Here is a 16,790-nt window from a genome sequence, read left to right on the forward strand (position 1 = left end):
AGCTTTTCTAAATGGAGCCCCGCACCGGCCTGGGCAGGGCGAACACCGCGCGATTGTATCGTGCAAAACATATTCAGCCCGGCACTAAATTTCCAGGCCGGACGCTTCGCGCGGTTCCCGTGTCCGATCAGAGATCGAGGGTCAGGCCGTCATGGGCCACGGTCCAGCCGCGCGCCTCGACACCAGCGCGCTCGGGCGAGTCCTCGACCAGGATCGGGTTGGTGTTGTTGATATGGATCAAAACCCGCCGGCCGATCTCGACATCGGCGAAGGAGGCGATGGAGCCGGTCTCGCCGTTGATCTGGATATGGCCCATGCGCCAGCCGGTCTTGGTGCCGACGCCGGCGCGGATCATGTCGTCGTCCTCCAGCACCGTGCCGTCGAACAGGAGCGCGTCGGCCCCCGCCACGCGGGCCTTCAACTCCTCGGTCACCCGGGCGCAGCCGGGGATGTAGGCGAGGCGCTTGCCCCCGGCCTCGATCATCGTGCCGACGGTGGTCTCGGTCTCGGCCCCGATCTCCATCGAGGCGTCCTCGAGCCAGAGCGGCACCTTGCCGGGCACGGAGAACAGCGTGACCGAGAGGCCGGGCACCGGCTCGAAGGTCTCGTTGAGAGCGATCGTCTGGCGCTTCACGACGTCGGCGGCCATCACGTCGAAGACGCGATTGTCGGAGACGGAGGCTAGGATGCCGGGTGTGGCGTAGAGCGTGAAGGGCTGGCCCTCGCGCAGGGTCAGCAGGCCCGCGACGTGATCGACGTCGCCGTTGGTCAGCAGCACCGCGTGGATCGGCGAGTGGCGCAGACCCTCCCGCGGATGCATCTGCGGATTGGCCTGGATCTGCTGGCGGATGTCGGGGGAGGCATTGAGCAGGAGCCAGCGTTCCCCGTCGGGGGAGACCGCGATGCTCGACTGCGTGCGCGGCCTGACACGGGGATCGCCCGCCCAGGCCATGGAACAGATGGAGCAGCGGCAGTTCCACTGGGGAACGCCGCCGCCCGCCGCCGAGCCCAGGATCACGACATGCATGGTGAGAACCCGCTGATGCCCGCAACCCGACCCGGCTCAGATCACCTTAGTTGAAGGTGTCGATCTCGGCCGACTCGTAGCTCGTGACTTCCATGCCGACGCAGATCTCGGAAACGATGGGGGCAGCCCACTTCATGGTGTCTCTCCTCGACTTTATGGAACGCCCGAACCCCTGATCCTGCTTCATTAAGAGGATCGTAAGATACTGGCGACGCACTCGTTTTCGCACGCCGGAGGTATATCGCCAATTCCGGTCCCGCCCGCAAGAGCCAGCTTGCCGTTTCTTCCCAAGTTCAAGCCAAGTTCGCGTGAGCCGGGCGGTTAGACTTTCGTCGGAAGGCGGGTTGCCGGAGCGAAATGCCGCGGGGCGTCAGTGGCGGAAATCCTGGCCGCGCAGGTCGAGCATGAAGCCCTTGCCCCGCACCGTAACGATGACCGGGCCGCCGAGCCGCACGAAATCCGAGAGCTTCGAGCGCAGGTAGCCGACATAGACATCGACCACGTTCAGCGAGAGGCCGCCCTGGCCCGCCCAGAGGCGGTCGAAGATCTCGCCGCGCGAGATCGGCCGGTTCACCTCCTGCATCAGCAGGGCGAGCAGCTCCGCCTCCCGCGGCGTGAGGCGGGCCGAGGCCTCGCCGAAGCTGACTTGGCGGATGTTGACGTCGAGGGTCAGCCGGCCGGCGGTGAAGACCGTGCGCGGCGTGTCGGCCTCGCGGCGGCGCAGCAGGTGGACCTGGAGCCGGGCCAGCAGCTCGTCGAACACGAACGGCTTTACGATGTAATCGTCGGCGCCGAGCGCCAGCCCCTCGGCCCGGTCGCGCACCTCGTCGCGGGCGCTCAGGAACAGGATCGCGCCGGGATAGCCGCCCTCGCGCAGCGATCGGCAGACGTCGTGTCCGGACCCGTCGGGCAGGGTGATGTCGAGCACCACCGCCTCCGGCGCGTCGTCGCGGGCGGCGCTGAGCGCGTCCTCGACCTGGCCGGCGACGCCGACGGAGAAGCCTTCCGCCTCCAGGCCGCGGGCGAGGATGCCGCGGATGTCGATGTCGTCCTCAACGATCAATACGCGCGTCGTCATGCGGCGCCGATCCTCTCATGTCCTGCCCCGGTCTGGTCTGATCCGACGCCGTCGTCGAGCGCGGGCAGGTCGAGGACCACCCGCGCGCCGCCATGCTCGGACTTGCCGAGACCGATCACGCCATCATGGCGTTCAACGACCCATCGCGCCAGAGCCAAGCCGATGCCGAAGCCCGCCTCGCCGGACCGGGCTTCGCGGCGGAAGCGCTCGAACAGACCGTCGGCGTCCTCGGGAAAGCCGGGACCGTCGTCATCGATCGTGATGCGGGCACGATGCCCCTGAACGGTCGCCCGCCCGCTCAGGCCGACGGTGATGCGGCTCAGCCCGGTGGCGTGGCGCAGGGCGTTGTCGATCAGACTCTCGACGACCTGGCGCAGCCATTCCGGATCGGCGCTGATCTCGATGTCGCGGTCGCCGGGCTCCAGCACCAGCTCGACCCGGCGTCGGGCGGCCTCGGAGCCGGCGCTGTCGACGGCGTCGCCGAGCACCGCCACCGCGCTCACGCTGCGCCGGTCGAGTTCGATCTGCCCGGATTCCGAGCGGGCGACGCGCAGGAGATCCTCCACTCGCCGCTTGAGGCGCTGGGCGCGCTTGCGGATGGTGGCGAAGACGGGCCCGTGATCGACGGGCCGCCCGGCGGCGCGCTCGGCCGTGCGCTGGGCGAGATCGCACTCGCCGAGAATCACGGTGAGCGGCGTGCGCAGTTCGTGGCTGACATCCGCGAAGAAGCGGCGCCGGGAGCGGTCCACCATCTCCAGCCGGGCATTGGCCGCGCGCAGGTCGGCGGTGCGGGCCTCCACCGTGTCCTCCAGGGCGGCGCGGTCGGCGGCGAGCCGCCCCTCGCGGCGGGCGAGCCGGGCGGCCATTCGGTTGAAGTTCGCCACGAGAAGCCCGAGTTCGTCGCGGGTCTCGACCGAGAGGCGGGTATCGAGCGCGCCGCTGCCGACGGCGCCGGCCGCCCGGCGGATCTCCTCGATCCGCGCCAGGGTCGGCCGTGTCACCGAGCGGTAGAGAACCCCGACGAAGGCGAGCGCCAGCACCGCTGCCGCCAGTGCGGCGGCGGTCAGCCGGTGCGACAGGGTCGCGGCGGCCTCCGAGCCCGCATTCATGCTGCGCCGCTCGGCCTCGACCAACAGCGAGAGCGGCGGCCCGGTCATCGCACCGAAGGCGTTGAGGGCGCCCTGCATCGCGGTCTTACGCCGATCGGGATCGCTTTCCCGCCGTACCAGCGTGACCTGCCGATCGAGCATCGCTCGGGCCGCGCGCACATTGGCGAGCGGCCGGGTCCGCGCGACGTACTGGATCCGGTCCTCGAGGTTGGTACTGGTCGCCATGCCGGCGCCGAGGGCGTCGTCGACCCGGTTGAGCGCCTCGTCGACCCGGTCGCGGGTCACCGACAGGGCCTCGGGCGGCGCGTCCGGGTTGCCGATGCTCTCGATGGCGGCGAAGCCGTACTGCGCCAGCCGCCCAGACAATTCGGCGAGAAGCTCGAGCCGGTGCTGGGCGGCGAGCGTGCGGTCGATGACGTTCTCGGTCAGCCGGATCGACCACAGCACGCCGGCTGCCGCCAGCAGCGCGAGCAGCGCCGTGCCGCCGAGCAGCAGGGCGAACCGGACTTTCAGCGAGCGCATGGTCTCCCTCTCCGCCGCAGCGGCGGCGGCCGGACCATGTCACCGCCGGGGCGGGGTCTCAAGCCGGCTCGCATTGCCGGCTTGTCCCGGTCGGCCTTCCCCGTCCCGCCTACAGATCGTTCGGCAGGCTGCCCTTGGGCGCGCAGCGCCAGCTCTTCACGTGATAGTCCGGATGCTCTTCCTGCCACGCCGCCAGCGTGCTCTGCGAGTTGCGCAGGCACAGGAACGGATTCGGGTTGTCGTAGGACAGGTTGATCCGCTCGTCGTGGCATTGCGCCGGCTGGGCGATCAGGCAGACGGACAGGAGCAGGAACATGCGCGCGGCCTCGGCTCGGAGGAGAGCGCGGGCGGCACGACCCGGATCGGTGCCCCGCGCCCCGGTCCGAGGCAAGGTGGGAGGATCCGGCAGGCCGGCAAGTCATTTTTCTGCGACTTGCCGACGGCGTTCGGAAAAATCGTGCCGGATCAGGCCGGCACGAACAGTTCGCCCTTGCCGAGCGTCGCGAGGTCGCCCGAGTAGCGCCGCAGCGTGCCGCCGAGCAGGCCGGCCTGGGCCGCGCCGAGGCGCTTGAGGCTCTGGGCGAGCAGGCGGACGAAGACGAGGTCCGGCGTGCCGGTCTCGACGAAGGTCGGCAGCAGCGCGCCGTGGCCTCCGGCGATCAGGGTGCCGCGGCGCATGCCGTAGCCCGGATGGTCGCCGAGCGCGCCGGACACGACGATGGTGCCGGCGATCATGCGCGAGGCGGTGTAAGCGCCGGCCGAGCCGGCCAGGATCAGGCCCTTGCGCATGCGGTCGCCGAGATGGTCGCCGGCCGCGCCCTTGATGATCAGCGTCGCGCCGTCGAGCCCGGCCTTGGCGGCGTAGACCGCGCCGCCGGCATGGTCGCCGGCATCGCCTTGAATCGTGATCGTGCCGCCGGTGGCGCCTGTGCCGGCATAGGGGCCGGCCGAGCCCGTCACCGTGAGCGTGCCCGCCGCCATGCCCTCGCCGAGGCGCTGGCCGACATCGCCCTCGACGCGGATCGAGCCTTGCGAGAGCGCCGCGCCCACCCGGTCGAGCCGGGACGAGCCGCCCTCGATCACGAGGCTGTCGGAGCCGTCGAGGGAGATCTCGAACGCGTCGCCGAGCGTCAGGCCGCGGCGGCTGGTGCCGATGGCAAGTTTGCCCGCCTCGGCCTCGGACAAGCCGCTCAGGGCGAGCGGAGTGATGTTGAGGAGATCGACCCGCTCCGGCAGATCACCGCGCAGTCTCAGCGTGCTCATGCCGCGGGTTTCTCCAACAGATCGCGCAGGTGGTAGTGGTGCCGGCCGAGATTGCCGCCGTAATTGCCGGCGGTGACGGCCACGAGCCCGTACTTGGCGCCGATCTCGGTGGCGGCGTGGAGCGCCGCGCGCATCGACTCGGCGACGCCTTGCGAGGTCAGGGCGTCGATCACGATCTCCAGCACCACGCCGCATTCCGGCGGCAGCGCCGAGCCGGCCCGACCTTTGAGCGTCGGGCAATAGGCGTCGTTGGTCGAGGCCATCATGCCCTTGGTGCGGCCGCCGACCTTCGAGCCGGAGCGGACGATGCCGCCGGGGAAGGGCAGGATCGCGCCGGGGACGGCTTTCGCCGCCTCGACCGCGATCTCGGCGACGATCAGCGTGTCGGCGTGCTTGCGGCCGAGGAACAGCAGGTTGCCGCCGCCCACCGCGCCGTCGACGGCCCGGGTCGAATCCTCGCACAGGAACTCGCCGTCCATGACGGGGATGCGCCAGTAGCGGCGCATCTTGCCCTGCGCGTCCGGCAGCCGCTTGGCGACGGCGAAGCCATCACCGAAATAGCGGATCGCGCCGCCGAGCTTGATCTTGGTCGGGCCCTCGACGCCGGCGTAGCAGGCTGTGCCGGGGCAGGTGAGGATGCACTGGCCGACCCGCTTGAGCAGCTGATCCTTCAGCCCGTTCGGCTCGAAGCCGAACAGCAGGATGCGCACGCCGGGGCGTCCGTCCGGCGTCTCGTCGGGCGACAGCTCGGCGTCGATGCCGGCCTCGGCGCCGCAGCCGATCACCGAGGTGGCGAAGCCCGTCATCACCGTCGCCGCGATCATCGCCCATTTCGGCGTGTCGTTGGTGACGATGATCGCGGTGCCCGCGACGTCGAAGGCTTCGGCGAAGGTGTCCTCGACCTTGATGCCGTTGAGGATGAGGTCGCTCATCGATTTCGTCCCATCACCCTCGCCCATCACGCCCGACAGGCCACGTCTTCGAACGTCCCGGTATTCTCCGGGAACGCGGCGTCCGGCACCGCGAAGGTGTCGAGTCCGGCGCCGAAGCGGTCCTGCAGGTAGCTCTCGGCACGCTTTTCCATGCCGGCATCGGCCTCGACATCGAGCGACAGCGTCTTGCCCGAGAACCACGCGACGACCTCGCCGTCCTCGACGATCGGCTGGCCGTCCTTGAGCACCAGCTTGGCGCGGGAGAACATCGCCGTGCGGTCCCGCTCGTCGCGGTAGATCGCGACGTCGGCCTTGGCGCCCTCGCGCAGGTGGCCGCGATCGGTCAGGCCCAGAAGCTTGGCCGGGCCGGAGCGGGTGAGCTGGGCGATCTCGCTGAATGTGTACTCGCGCTCGATCTTGGGCAGGCCGGAGCGCTCGCCGACGACCGCCGGCAGCGACGCAATCTCCTTCGCCCGCTCCTCGGCATCCATCAGCAGGTGGATGATGCGCGGATATTCGGTGAAGACGCCGCCATTTGGATGGTCGGTCGTCAGGATCGTGCGCTCGGGGTTCGAGGAGAGCAGCATCAGCTCCAGGCCGATCGCCCATTGCAGGGACGAGACCGGGCCGCGCGGCCGGTAGAGGAACGGCACCACGCCGCCGCCCTCGGCATCGCCCGCCGTCAGCACCCACTTCTTCGGCTTGGCCCCTTTCCGGCCGCCGAACTGGCGCAGGATGTCCAGCGAGATCGTCACCGTCTGGCCGAACACCACCTGACCCACGTCGTAGGTCGCGTTGGGGTGGGCCTCCATCGCCGCGTTGATCCGCTCCGCCGCCGAGCGGAAACCGCCGGTCATCGGGTTCTCGGGATCGACCACGCCGTAGGCGTAGAACTGGGCGTGGGCGAAGTGGATGCGCCGCCCCTCCGCCGCCTCCAGCGTCGCGACGAGGGAGTCGTCGGCACCGGGCAGGCCGAGATTGTTGCAGTGGACGTGCAGCGGGTGCGGCACGCCGATCTCCTCGACCGCGTCGAGCAGCGCCGACATGATCTTGCGGGTCGTGAGCCCGTAGCAGGGGATCTCGTCGTCGAGGCTGAGCTTCAGCACGCCGTCCTTGAAGGCCGAGGCGCCGCCCGCGTTGATGCACTTGACGCCCAGCCCCCGCGAATGGGCCAGCGTCTGCTGCACGAGATCGCGCACCGCTTGGCGGCCCTCGCCGTCGCGCAGCAATTGCAGCAGGTGATCGTCGTTGCCGAGCACCGCCAGACCGCCGCGGTCGAGCAGCGGGATATCGGCGAGTTCGAGATGGGTCGCGAGCGCGTTCGAGGGCGGCAGGGCCGGCTCGACCGCGGTGGTGTAGCCCATCCGCGCGTAGTTGGCGCCGATCCAGCTGCCCGAGCCGCCGGCATGGGCGAAGGGGTGGCCGTTGGGCGCGGATTCGCTGACGTAGAGGTCGGGCAGCAGCAGGCGGCTCATCACCACGTTGCCGCCAGCGATGTGCGAGTGAACCTCGACGCCGCCGGCCATCACCACGCAGCCGGTGGCGTCGATGATGCGGTCGGGTTTGCGCTCGGAGGGGGCGACGACGCGACCGTCCTCGATCCAGACGTCGCCGACGGCATCGCGCCCGGCCGTGGGATCGATCACCCGTCCGCCGTGGATGCGGGTCAGCATGAGACACCCTTCTCGATGAGGCGGTCGCGGATCCGGGCGAGCACGCCGGCGGCGGTCTGCGCGTCCGTGGCGGCCTTCGGTTCCGTGTAGGCGATGACGCCGCGCCGCTCGTTCCAGAGCGCGCCGCCGACGTTTTGGCCCGGCACGCCGACGGTGATGACGATCTCCGCCGTCTCGCCCGCGGCCTCGGGCGAGCCCTCGCCGACGATGGCGATCGTCGGCAGGCGGCCGAGCCAGGCCGGGCGCGGGGCCGGCAGCGAGGCGAGCCACAGGGCGGCGTCGGCCTCGCCCGCGGCGATCTGGCGGGCGCTGTCGAAGCGCCAGGGATCGTGCTCGGGCTGGTGGCGCCCGAAGCCGACCCGGGGCGCCTGACCGGTGGTCCAGGCGGAGAGCTGCACCGCGGCGCGGCCCTGGAACGGGTCGGCGATCGGGAGCGCGAAGAAGCGGGTGGATTCGTTGAGATCGCGGATCAGGCCCTGGAGCATCTCCACGCCGAGTTCGCCGACCTCCTCCGGATCGTAGACGACGACACCGTACTGGGCGGCGAACAGGCGCCGGGCGAGGTCGGCATAGGCCGCCTCACCGGCGAGGTGCCCCTTGGCGAAGGCGCGCAGGTGCCCGAGCGAGACGGCGAGGCCGCCGGCCTCCGCCGCGTAGGCGACGTGGCGGGTCGCGCCGTTCTGCGGGCCGCCGAGCGAGAGCAGGGCGCGCTCGGTCCCCGCCGCGCGTCCGCGGCTCGGAGCCGCGGCGGCGATCTCGGCGATCAGGTCGCCGTCCCAGGGGCGGTTGCCGAGGATCAGCACCACGTCGGCCCGGCCGATGGTCTCGGCGCGGGTCGTGGTCATGGCGCCGCCCGCGCTGAGCGCGCCGAGTTCGGCATAGACGCTGGGGCCGGAGACGGGGTCGAGCGAGGCGCCCAGCGTCTCGGCCAGCCGGTAGGCGGCGCGCAGGGCCGAGACTTCGGCGCTTAGTCCCGCGAGCACCGGCACGCGTGATCCGGCCAGCAGGTCGGCAGCGGCTTCCACCGCCGCGTCCACATCCGCCGCGCCTCCCTTCACCCAGACTGCCATGCTTCCTCACCGTCGTTTCTTCGGACATCCCCGCGTCGAGGCGGGGCGAAAGACGGTCATGTCCGAAGGATGCCGGAAAAGCACCCCTGGTGGAGCTTCAGGCGTCGCGAAATCCCGGTTCGGGTTCGACAACGGCGGCTCGGACCGGCTCCGCGAAAGGGAGCGGGAGGGTTTTGCCTCCGCGAGCCGGAGCCTGCAAGCCCCCGGCGAAGTTTGCGTCGAGGATTTCGTGCATCGGCGCGCGCCCCCGCAGCGATGTTCCGGCGAAGATCCGAGGATGATCCGGTGCAACGACAGCCTGTTTCCTTCGCTCGCGGGATGCGTCGGGCGAGGTTGTCGCGGGCGCCGCAGCATGGGAGAAGCCGCCCGCATCGCCGGGCGCGTGTGCGCCGGCCGGGCCGGCAGCTTTTGCGGGAGGGAATGAGACCGTGGCCGAGGTCCCGGACCAGATGGGTGAGACCGTGAGCGCCCCGCGCGCCGCCGGCACGGCCATCAACGCCGTGCGGGTCCGCGCCCCCGCGCGCCTGCATTTCGGTTTTCTCGACCTCAACGGCGGCCTCGGACGCCGCTTCGGCAGCATCGGGCTCGCCCTCGACGCGCCGGCGGTGCAGCTCGTGGCCCGCTCCGCCAAGCGCGTCTCCGCCAGCGGCCCCGAGGCCGAGCGGGTGCGCGCCAACCTGCTCGCGGCGGCCTCCTATCTCGACGTGCCGGACACCGTGGCGATCGACGTCGAGGAGGCGATCCCGGCCCATGCCGGCTTCGGATCGGGCACCCAGGTCGCGCTCGCGGTTGCCGCCGCGCTCGCGCGCCTCAACGGGCGCCCCTTCGCCCCGGCCGACTTCGCCGACGTGCTCGACCGCGGCAACCGCTCCGGCGTCGGGCTGGCTGCCTTCACCGAGGGCGGGCTGATCGTCGATGGCGGCCGCGACGATTCCGGCGCGCCGCCCCCCGTCATCGCCCGGCTGCCCTACCCGGAAGACTGGCGGGTCGTGCTGATCCTCGACGAGGCCATGACCGGGGTGCATGGCTCCCGCGAGACGGAAGCGTTCCGCGACCTGCCGCCGTTCGAGGCGGCCCAGGCGGCCGAGATCTGCCGGATCGTGCTGATGCAGGTCCTGCCGGCGGTCGCGACCGCGGAGCCCGACGGCTTCGGCGCCGGCATCACGCAGATCCAGAAGCGGATTGGCGACCATTTCGCGCCCCACCAGGGCGGGCGCTTCGCCAGCCCGGCCGTCGCCGAGGCGCTGGCGGCCATCGCGGCGGCCGGCGTGCCCGGCTACGGCCAGAGTTCCTGGGGGCCGACCGGCTTCGCGCTGATGCCCTCGCAGAAGGAGGCGGAGGCGCTGGTCGCGGCGCTCGCCCGTCCCGGCCGCCTGCGCTTCGTCATCGCCCGCGGGCGCAACGTCGGCGCCTCGGTCGCCGAAGTTTAGAGCTTTTTCTTTTTCGCGGTTCAAAGAAACCTGCGCTTGACCGGCGCCAGTCGTTCCGGTTTTGCAGCTGAAGCGCCTCGCAAAGGCGCAGTCACGGGAGGACGAAGACCATGGCCCGCTCGATCCTGCACATGCTGACGCCGCTCAAGCACATGAGCCCGTTCGACGTGAACATGGCGATCGATGCCGGCTTCGAGACGCTGATCCCCTATACCGGCGTCGATCTCGCCGATGTCGTCTCCCTGACCCAGGACTCGATCTTCTCCCGCGCGCCGCAGGACGGCGTGCGCACCGGCATCTTCATCGGCGGCAAGAACGCCGAACTCGCCCTCGACATGGTCGACCGGGCGAAGAAGGCCTTCGTGCCGCCTTTCGTGAATCACGTCTTCGCCGATCCGGCCGGCTCCTTCACCACCGGCGCGGCGATGGTCGCCGAGGTGAACCGGGCGCTGAAGGCGCACTTCTCGACCGACCTCAAGGGCAAGCGCATCGTCATCTTCGGCGGCGCGGGCGTCGTCGCCTACGTCGCCGCGGTGATCGGCGCTCTGGAGGGCGCGCAGACCGTGCTCGTCGGCCATGACGGCGAGGAGCGGGTCTCGAAGATCGCCTTCACCATGAAGTGGCGCTTCGGCATCGAGGTCGGCGCCGTCGACGGCACGGCGCCCGAGGCGCGGCGCGCGGCCATCACGGACGCCGACGTGATCCTCTCGGCAGGCCCCGCCGGCGTCTCGATCCTGACGGCGGAGGATCTCGAATCCGCGCCGAAGCTCCTGGTCGCCTCCGACGTCAACGCGGTGCCCCCGGCCGGCATCGCCGGGATCGACGTGAACGCCGTCGACGTTCCGCTGCCCACCGGCAAGGGCGTCGGCATCGGCGCGCTCGCGGTCGGCAACGTCAAGTACCAGACCCAGTGCCGCCTGTTCCGCCAGATGCTGGAGGCGCAGGAGCCGCTCTGCCTCGACTTCCGCGACGCCTACAAGCTCGCGGTCGAGATCGCCGGCTGAGCCCGCCACTGAGTCCCCTCGGCCATCGCGAGGGCGGCGCGATCCTGATCGCCGCCCAGTCCGGCCGGGCGCTGGCCCAGGCCGCGCGGCGGGCGGGCTTTCGGCCGTTCGTGCTCGACCTGTTCGGCGACGAGGACACCCTGGCTCTGGCCGAGGCGCATTGCGCGCTGCCCGGCCGCTTCGGCTCCGGTAGCCGCGACCGGGCCGGCGTTCTGGCGGGGCTCGCCGAACTGTCGGAGCGGGCCGGCGGCACCCTCGGCGTCGTCCTCGGCAGCGGCTTCGAGGGCGCGCCGGACCTCGTGGCCGAGATCGCCGCCCGCCACCGCCTGCTCGGCGCGGGCGCGGAGACGGTGGCCGCGTTGAAGGACCCGTTCCGCTTCGCCGCGCTCTGCGAGCGCCTCGCGATCCCGCATCCGGCGGTGACGCCCGGCCCAGTCGCCGAGCGGGGCGCGTGGCTGGTCAAGCGCGCGGGCGGTTGCGGCGGATCGCATATCCGCCCAGGCACGGTCGGCGCCGCGCCGCCCGGCCACTACCTCCAGGCCCGGAAGCCCGGCCGCGCCTTCGCCCTCAACTTCCTCTCCGACGGGCGCCGGATCGAACCCCTGGCGCTCACCGAGCAGTGGCAGGCGCCCTCGCCCCTGCGGCCGTTCCGCTATGCCGGCGCCCTCGCCCGCGGCCGCGACGAGGCGGGCCCGGTTCCGGCGGCGATCGCCGCCGCCATCGCGGAGGCGGCCTCGCGCCTCGTCCGCGCCACCGGGTTGACGGGGCTCGCCAGCGCCGACAGCCTCGTCGACGGCGAGAACTGGTGGCTCCTCGAAATCAATCCGCGCCCCGGCGCGACCCTCGACGTGCTCGACCGGCGCCCGACGCCGCTCCTGATCCAGCATATCGAGGCGGCCCTCGGCCGGATGCCTGCGATCGAGGCAACGCCGATGGATGCGACAGGCGCCGAGATCTGTTACGCGGCCCGGACCTGTGCGGCGGTGCCGCCGCTCGACTGGCCGGATCACGTGCGTGACCGGCCGCGGGCCGGCAGCCCTGTCGCGCGCGACGCGCCGTTCTGCACGGTCACGGCCTCCGGGCCGGACGCGGCGGCGGTCAGGGAAGAGTTGCGGGCGAGGACCGAACGGGTCCGCGCGCTGCTGGAGGAGACGGAGAACAGTCATGAGTTCCAACACGACAGCGCCGAGCCTCAACGCCCTGGCCGGGCCGCTGGTCGAGAGCCTCGTCGCTGACGCGGCCAAGCTCCGCCTCATCGTCGCCCAGGAGAACGGCGCGCGCACCGTCGATGCCGGCGCCAATGCCCGCGGCTCGATCGAGGCCGGCCGGCGCATCGCCGAGATCTGCCTCGGCGGCCTCGGCACCGTGACGATCGCGCCCACCGGCCCGGTCGCCTCCTGGCCCTACACCGTGGTGGTCCACTCCGCCGATCCGGTGCTCGCCTGCCTCGGCTCGCAATATGCCGGCTGGAGCCTCGCCGACGAGGAGGGCGATTCCGGCTTCTTCGCCCTCGGTTCGGGCCCCGGCCGCGCGGTGGCCGTGGTGGAGGAACTCTACAAGGAGCTCGGCTACCGCGACAACGCGACGGCGACCGCCCTGGTGCTCGAATCCGCCAGCGCCCCGCCGGCCTCCGTGGTCAACAAGGTCGCCAGCGCCACCGGCCTCGCGCCGGAGAACGTGACCTTCATCTACGCCCCGACCCAGAGCCTCGCCGGCGCGACCCAGGTCGTCGCCCGCGTGCTGGAGGTGGCCCTGCACAAGGCCCACACCGTCGGCTTCGACCTGCACAAGATCCTCGACGGCATCGGCTCGGCCCCGCTCTCGCCGCAGCATCCGGACTTCATCCAGGCGATGGGCCGCACCAACGACGCCATCATCTATGGCGGCCGGGTGCAGCTCTTCGTCGATGCCGACGACGCGGATGCCAAGCAGCTCGCCGAGCAGCTGCCCTCCACCACCTCCGCCGATCACGGCGCGCCCTTCGCCGAGATCTTCGCTCGGGTGAACGGCGACTTCTACAAGATCGACGGCGCGCTGTTCTCGCCGGCCGAGGCGATCGTGACGTCGGTCAAGACCGGCAAGACGTTTCGTGGTGGCCGGCTGGAGCCGCAGCTCGTGGACGCCTCCTTCGCGTAAGGCGCGTAGCCAAGACCCTCCCCCCTCTGCGGGGGAGGGTGCCTCGCGGATGCGAGGCGGGAGAGGGGAGCGGCGCTTCCGGACGACGCGGAGCCGGCCCCTCACCCGTCCGCCTTCGGGGGCCCACCCTCTCCCGCGGAGGGGAGAGGGGAAAAAGGAATCGGAAAAAGAGCGAATGCGCATCGGGCTCGCGGCCGACAACGGCAATTGGCACAAGGCACGGCTGCGGGAGGCGTTGCGGGGGCTCGGTGTCGAGCCGGTGCTGTTCTCGCTGGCCGACGTCGCCGTGATGACCGGCTGCGGCGAGCCCCTGCGGGTGCCCGGCTTCGCGGACGGGCTGCCGGACGGGGTCCTGCTGCGCACCATCGCCGGCGGCACCTTCGAGGCCACCACCATGCGTCTCGGTGTCCTGCATGCCCTCGTCGCCTCCGGCGTCACCGTCTGGAACGGGCCGACCGCCATCGAGCGCTCGGTGGACAAGGCGGCGACCTCCCTCCTGATCGCCCGCGCCGGCCTGCCGACGCCGGACACCTTCGTCGTCTCCAAACGTGAGGCCGCCGCCGAGATCGTCGCCCGCGAGGCGCGGCCGGGCAAGCCGATCGTGCTCAAGCCCCTGTTCGGCTCGCAGGGCGAGGGGCTGATGCTCCTCGAAAACCCGGATGATTTGCCGGCCGAGGACGCGGTGAGCGGCGTCTACTACCTCCAGCGCTACGTGCCGCGCTCCGACGGGCTGTGGCGCGACTACCGCGTCTTCGTCTGCGAGGGCCGGGCCATCGCCGGGATGATCCGCGAGGGCGACGGCTGGATCACCAACGTCCATCGCGGCGGCCGCCCCTTCGCCTGGGACGTGCCCGCCCGCGCCGCCGAACTCGCCGAGGCCGCCGCCGCCGCGGTCGGCGTCGATTACACCGGCATCGATCTGGTCGAGGACGGCGAGGGCGGCTTCCTCGTCCTGGAGGTGAACTCCATGCCGGCCTGGTCCGGCCTGCAGCAGGTGACGGAGGTCGATATCGCCGGGGCGGTCGCCCGCGGCTTCCTCAACGCGGTGCGCGCCGCCCGGCCGCCGCGGCTGGTCTCGGCGCTCGGATGAGCGCGGCGGAGCCGAGCGGTCTGCCCGCGGCGACGGTGGCCGACCTCTATCGTGCCGCCTGCCTCGCCGAACTCGACGCGCTCAAGCCCGGCAACGTCCACGGCTACGCCCCCGGCCACCGCATGGTGGTGGCCGATTTCGTCACCAGCGCCGACGTCTCGGCGCCGCCGCTCTCCGAGCCCGGCGCGCGGGTCGGGAGGCGGGTGCGCGGCGGGGTCGAGGCGACCTTCGCGGCCGTGGGCCAGAACACCAATCTCGGCATCCTGCTCCTCTGCGCCCCGCTCGCCCGCGCCGCGGAAGCCTCCGGCCCGCTCGCCGGGGCCTTGAGTGCCGTGCGTGCGGATTTCGACCCGTCGGATGCCCGCGACGTGTTCGCGGCGATCCGTCGGGCCAATCCCGGCGGGCTCGGCCGGGCCGCGCGCCATGACGTGTCCGATGAAGTCGCTGTCCCGCCGCTACTGGCGGCGATGGCCGAAGCCGCCCCGCGCGACCGCATCGCCCGGGCCTATACCGACGGCTTCCGCGATCTGTTCGAGATCGGCCTTCCGGCGCTCGCCGAGGCCCGGACCCGCGGCCTGGCCCCGCCCTGGACCACGACGGCGGTCCACCTCGCCTACCTCACCGGCGTGCCGGACAGCCACATCGCCCGTAAGCACGGGCCTGAGCGGGCCGAAGCGGTGCGCGCCGAGGCAGGTGAGAGACTCGCGGGGATCGATCTCGCCACGGCACCGGTGGAGCGGCTCCTGGACTACGACCGCGTGCTGAAGGAGGCCGGCCTCAACCCCGGCACGAGCGCCGATTTCACCGTCGCAACGCTGTTCCTCGACGCCCTCCTGTCGGCCCGCGGCGAGACATCTTGAGCCTTTGCTGGGCCCGCGCCCGCGAGGGGACGAATCTTTGCGCGTCAAGGCCCCCGGCTACCCAAAAAATCGCCGATTTCAGGGCTTTGCGCGGGTTGTTCGGCGCCGGAGCCCGCTGTAGGGTCCGCGCCGCTATCCGGGCAAACCGGCTCGGCTCTCAGCCGGGCGCCGCAAACAAGGATGGCTTCCAGGCCCCGCCTCCTCTCAGGGCGGGCCTTTTTTCAGGAATCCAGGGAGAGACCCCGAATGGCAAAGATCACCAAAGTTCAGGTCGGCGAAGCCCTCGTCGGCGACGGCAACGAGGTCGCCCACATCGACCTCATCATCGGACCGCGCGGTTCGCCGGCCGAGACGGCCTTCTGCAACGGCCTCGTGAACAACAAGCACGGCTTCACCAGCCTGCTCGCCGTGATCGCGCCGAACCTGCCGTGCAAGCCGAACACGCTGATGTTCAACAAGGTCACCATCAACGACGCCCGTCAGGCCGTCCAGATGTTCGGCCCGGCCCAGCACGGCGTCGCCAAGGCCGTTCAGGACGCGGTTGCCGAAGGCATCATCCCGGCGGACGAGGCCGACGACCTGTACGTGCTGGTCGGCGTGTTCATCCACTGGGAAGCGGCCGACGACGCCAAGATCCAGAAGTACAACTACGAGGCCACCAAGCTGTCGATCCAGCGCGCCGTGAACGGCGAGCCGAAGGCCGCGACGGTGACCGAGCAGCGCAACTCGGCGCAGCACCCCTTCGCCGCCAACGCTTAGATCGGGGACAGTCCTGGGCAGAGCGAGCCTCCGCCCGCACCGCGGGGTCTGCTCCAGCGACTGGCTTCGATCTTCCTTGGACGTTGATGGATCGGGACGGCTTCGGCCGTCCCTTTCTTTTTGGGCGTAGGCCGCTCAGCGCAGCCGCCCGTCATGGATCGCCGAGGCGACGAGGGCGCCCGCGGCCCCCACCTCCATGAGGCGCGCGACATCCTCCGGCCCCCGCACGCCGCCGGCCGCGTAGATCCGCCGGCTCCCACCCAGCGCGACGGCCCGCGCAACCCCGGAAAGGTCGGGGCCCGTGCCGGTGCCGACGCGGGCGAGCGTCATCACGATCACCTCCTGCGGCCACGTCCCGGCATCGTCGTGCAGGGCGTCCGGGCCGAGCCGCGCCTCGCCACGGCTGTCGAGGGAGAGCACGGCGCGGTCGCCGAGCGCCCGTACGAGGCTGGCATCCCGCTGGCTCTCGCTGCCGATCACCGGGTGGCCGAGACCGGAGTGGACGAAGCGTTCAAGTCCCAAAAGATCGCAAAAGCCGGCATCGACCCACAGCGTCACGCCGGGGCAGGCGCGGGCCACCGCCTCCAGGCTGGCGCGGTCCGGGGCAGCCCCGTCCATGATCGCGTCGAGGTCGGCGATGTAGAGCCGGTCCGTCCCGACCGCGTCGAGAAGGCCGCGTGCGACCTCGGCGGGACCGGAGCCTCTGGCCAAGGGGGTGTCGATCGGGGCATAGGCGTCCCGCTCGCCCGCGCGGGCGCGCACCACCTGGCCGTGGCGCAGGTCGATCACCGGGATCAGCCGGAACGGCTTCGCCCCTTCAGAACCGTGAGACATCGC

17 protein-coding genes are annotated in these 16,790 nt (G+C 71.4%); 7 read left to right on the forward strand and 10 right to left on the reverse strand.

The features are described 5' to 3' along the window. Positions 1 to 127 precede the first annotated feature (127 nt). The 9 genes from pqqB to MPPM_RS09335 all read right to left on the reverse strand — a co-directional run bounded on the left by pqqB (position 128) and on the right by MPPM_RS09335 (position 8,674). Positions 128 to 1,027: a pyrroloquinoline quinone biosynthesis protein PqqB gene (pqqB, locus tag MPPM_RS09295; RefSeq protein WP_096484814.1), complete on the reverse strand. Its 900-nt coding sequence runs from the start codon at positions 1,025 to 1,027 to the stop codon at positions 128 to 130. A 46-nt stretch (positions 1,028 to 1,073) separates the two neighbouring features. After that, complete coding sequence (gene pqqA, locus MPPM_RS09300) at positions 1,074 to 1,163, reverse strand: pyrroloquinoline quinone precursor peptide PqqA (protein WP_012317526.1); 90 nt, start codon at positions 1,161 to 1,163, stop codon at positions 1,074 to 1,076. A 234-nt stretch (positions 1,164 to 1,397) separates the two neighbouring features. Continuing rightward, positions 1,398 to 2,105, reverse strand: a complete 708-nt coding sequence (locus MPPM_RS09305) for a response regulator transcription factor (RefSeq protein WP_096484815.1) — start codon at positions 2,103 to 2,105, stop codon at positions 1,398 to 1,400. Beyond that, entirely contained in the window at positions 2,102 to 3,736 is a 1,635-nt protein-coding gene (locus MPPM_RS09310) for a sensor histidine kinase (RefSeq protein WP_096484816.1), read from the reverse strand. The genes MPPM_RS09305 and MPPM_RS09310 overlap by 4 nt, the downstream gene beginning before the upstream one ends. Before the next feature lie 109 nt (positions 3,737 to 3,845). After that, on the reverse strand, positions 3,846 to 4,052 hold the full coding sequence (locus tag MPPM_RS09315) for a hypothetical protein (protein WP_096484817.1): 207 nt from the start codon (positions 4,050 to 4,052) through the stop codon (positions 3,846 to 3,848). Between the two features lie 149 nt (positions 4,053 to 4,201). Beyond that, positions 4,202 to 4,999 carry a formylmethanofuran dehydrogenase subunit C gene (locus tag MPPM_RS09320; RefSeq protein WP_096484818.1) on the reverse strand — a complete coding sequence of 266 codons (798 nt, stop codon included), beginning with the start codon at positions 4,997 to 4,999 and terminating at the stop codon, positions 4,202 to 4,204. Then, positions 4,996 to 5,931: a formylmethanofuran--tetrahydromethanopterin N-formyltransferase gene (gene fhcD, locus MPPM_RS09325; protein WP_096487795.1), complete on the reverse strand. Its 936-nt coding sequence runs from the start codon at positions 5,929 to 5,931 to the stop codon at positions 4,996 to 4,998. Before fhcD ends, MPPM_RS09320 begins: the two co-directional genes overlap by 4 nt. Positions 5,932 to 5,957: 26 nt before the next feature. Continuing rightward, positions 5,958 to 7,604 carry a formylmethanofuran dehydrogenase subunit A gene (locus MPPM_RS09330; protein ID WP_096484819.1) on the reverse strand — a complete coding sequence of 549 codons (1,647 nt, stop codon included), beginning with the start codon at positions 7,602 to 7,604 and terminating at the stop codon, positions 5,958 to 5,960. Further along, positions 7,598 to 8,674, reverse strand: a complete 1,077-nt coding sequence (locus MPPM_RS09335) for a molybdopterin-binding domain-containing protein (protein WP_096484820.1) — start codon at positions 8,672 to 8,674, stop codon at positions 7,598 to 7,600. Before MPPM_RS09335 ends, MPPM_RS09330 begins: the two co-directional genes overlap by 7 nt. A 428-nt stretch (positions 8,675 to 9,102) precedes the next feature. Here MPPM_RS09335 and MPPM_RS09340 point away from each other — a divergent pair, with 428 nt between their 5' ends. From MPPM_RS09340 to fae, 7 genes are all read left to right on the forward strand, one after another. Further along, a complete protein-coding gene (locus MPPM_RS09340; RefSeq protein ID WP_244573526.1) occupies positions 9,103 to 10,104 on the forward strand; it encodes a beta-ribofuranosylaminobenzene 5'-phosphate synthase family protein in 1,002 nt (333 codons plus the stop codon). Between the two features lie 110 nt (positions 10,105 to 10,214). Then, complete coding sequence (mtdB, locus tag MPPM_RS09345; protein ID WP_096484821.1) at positions 10,215 to 11,108, forward strand: NAD(P)-dependent methylenetetrahydromethanopterin dehydrogenase; 894 nt, start codon at positions 10,215 to 10,217, stop codon at positions 11,106 to 11,108. Between the two features lie 110 nt (positions 11,109 to 11,218). After that, positions 11,219 to 12,343, forward strand: a complete 1,125-nt coding sequence (locus MPPM_RS09350; RefSeq protein ID WP_096484822.1) for an ATP-grasp domain-containing protein — start codon at positions 11,219 to 11,221, stop codon at positions 12,341 to 12,343. After that, positions 12,273 to 13,244 (forward strand): methenyltetrahydromethanopterin cyclohydrolase, encoded by a 972-nt coding sequence (gene mch / locus MPPM_RS09355; protein ID WP_096484823.1) that lies wholly within the window; start codon positions 12,273 to 12,275, stop codon positions 13,242 to 13,244. Before MPPM_RS09350 ends, mch begins: the two co-directional genes overlap by 71 nt. Before the next feature lie 175 nt (positions 13,245 to 13,419). Then, the gene (locus MPPM_RS09360) at positions 13,420 to 14,334 is read left to right on the forward strand and encodes an ATP-grasp domain-containing protein (RefSeq protein ID WP_096484824.1); all 915 of its coding nucleotides are present in this window, start codon (positions 13,420 to 13,422) and stop codon (positions 14,332 to 14,334) included. After that, a complete protein-coding gene (locus MPPM_RS09365; RefSeq protein WP_096484825.1) occupies positions 14,331 to 15,194 on the forward strand; it encodes a triphosphoribosyl-dephospho-CoA synthase in 864 nt (287 codons plus the stop codon). The genes MPPM_RS09360 and MPPM_RS09365 overlap by 4 nt, the downstream gene beginning before the upstream one ends. A 246-nt stretch (positions 15,195 to 15,440) precedes the next feature. After that, positions 15,441 to 15,953, forward strand: a complete 513-nt coding sequence (gene fae / locus MPPM_RS09370) for a 5,6,7,8-tetrahydromethanopterin hydro-lyase (RefSeq protein ID WP_012453694.1) — start codon at positions 15,441 to 15,443, stop codon at positions 15,951 to 15,953. 135 nt (positions 15,954 to 16,088) lie between these two features. On the opposite strand, the gene MPPM_RS09375 is transcribed toward fae, so the two are convergent. Beyond that, entirely contained in the window at positions 16,089 to 16,787 is a 699-nt protein-coding gene (locus MPPM_RS09375; protein WP_096484826.1) for a HisA/HisF-related TIM barrel protein, read from the reverse strand. Positions 16,788 to 16,790: the final 3 nt, after the last annotated feature.

The sequence above is a fragment of the Methylorubrum populi genome, from assembly GCF_002355515.1.
In the GTDB taxonomy this organism is placed as follows: domain Bacteria; phylum Pseudomonadota; class Alphaproteobacteria; order Rhizobiales; family Beijerinckiaceae; genus Methylobacterium; species Methylobacterium populi_A.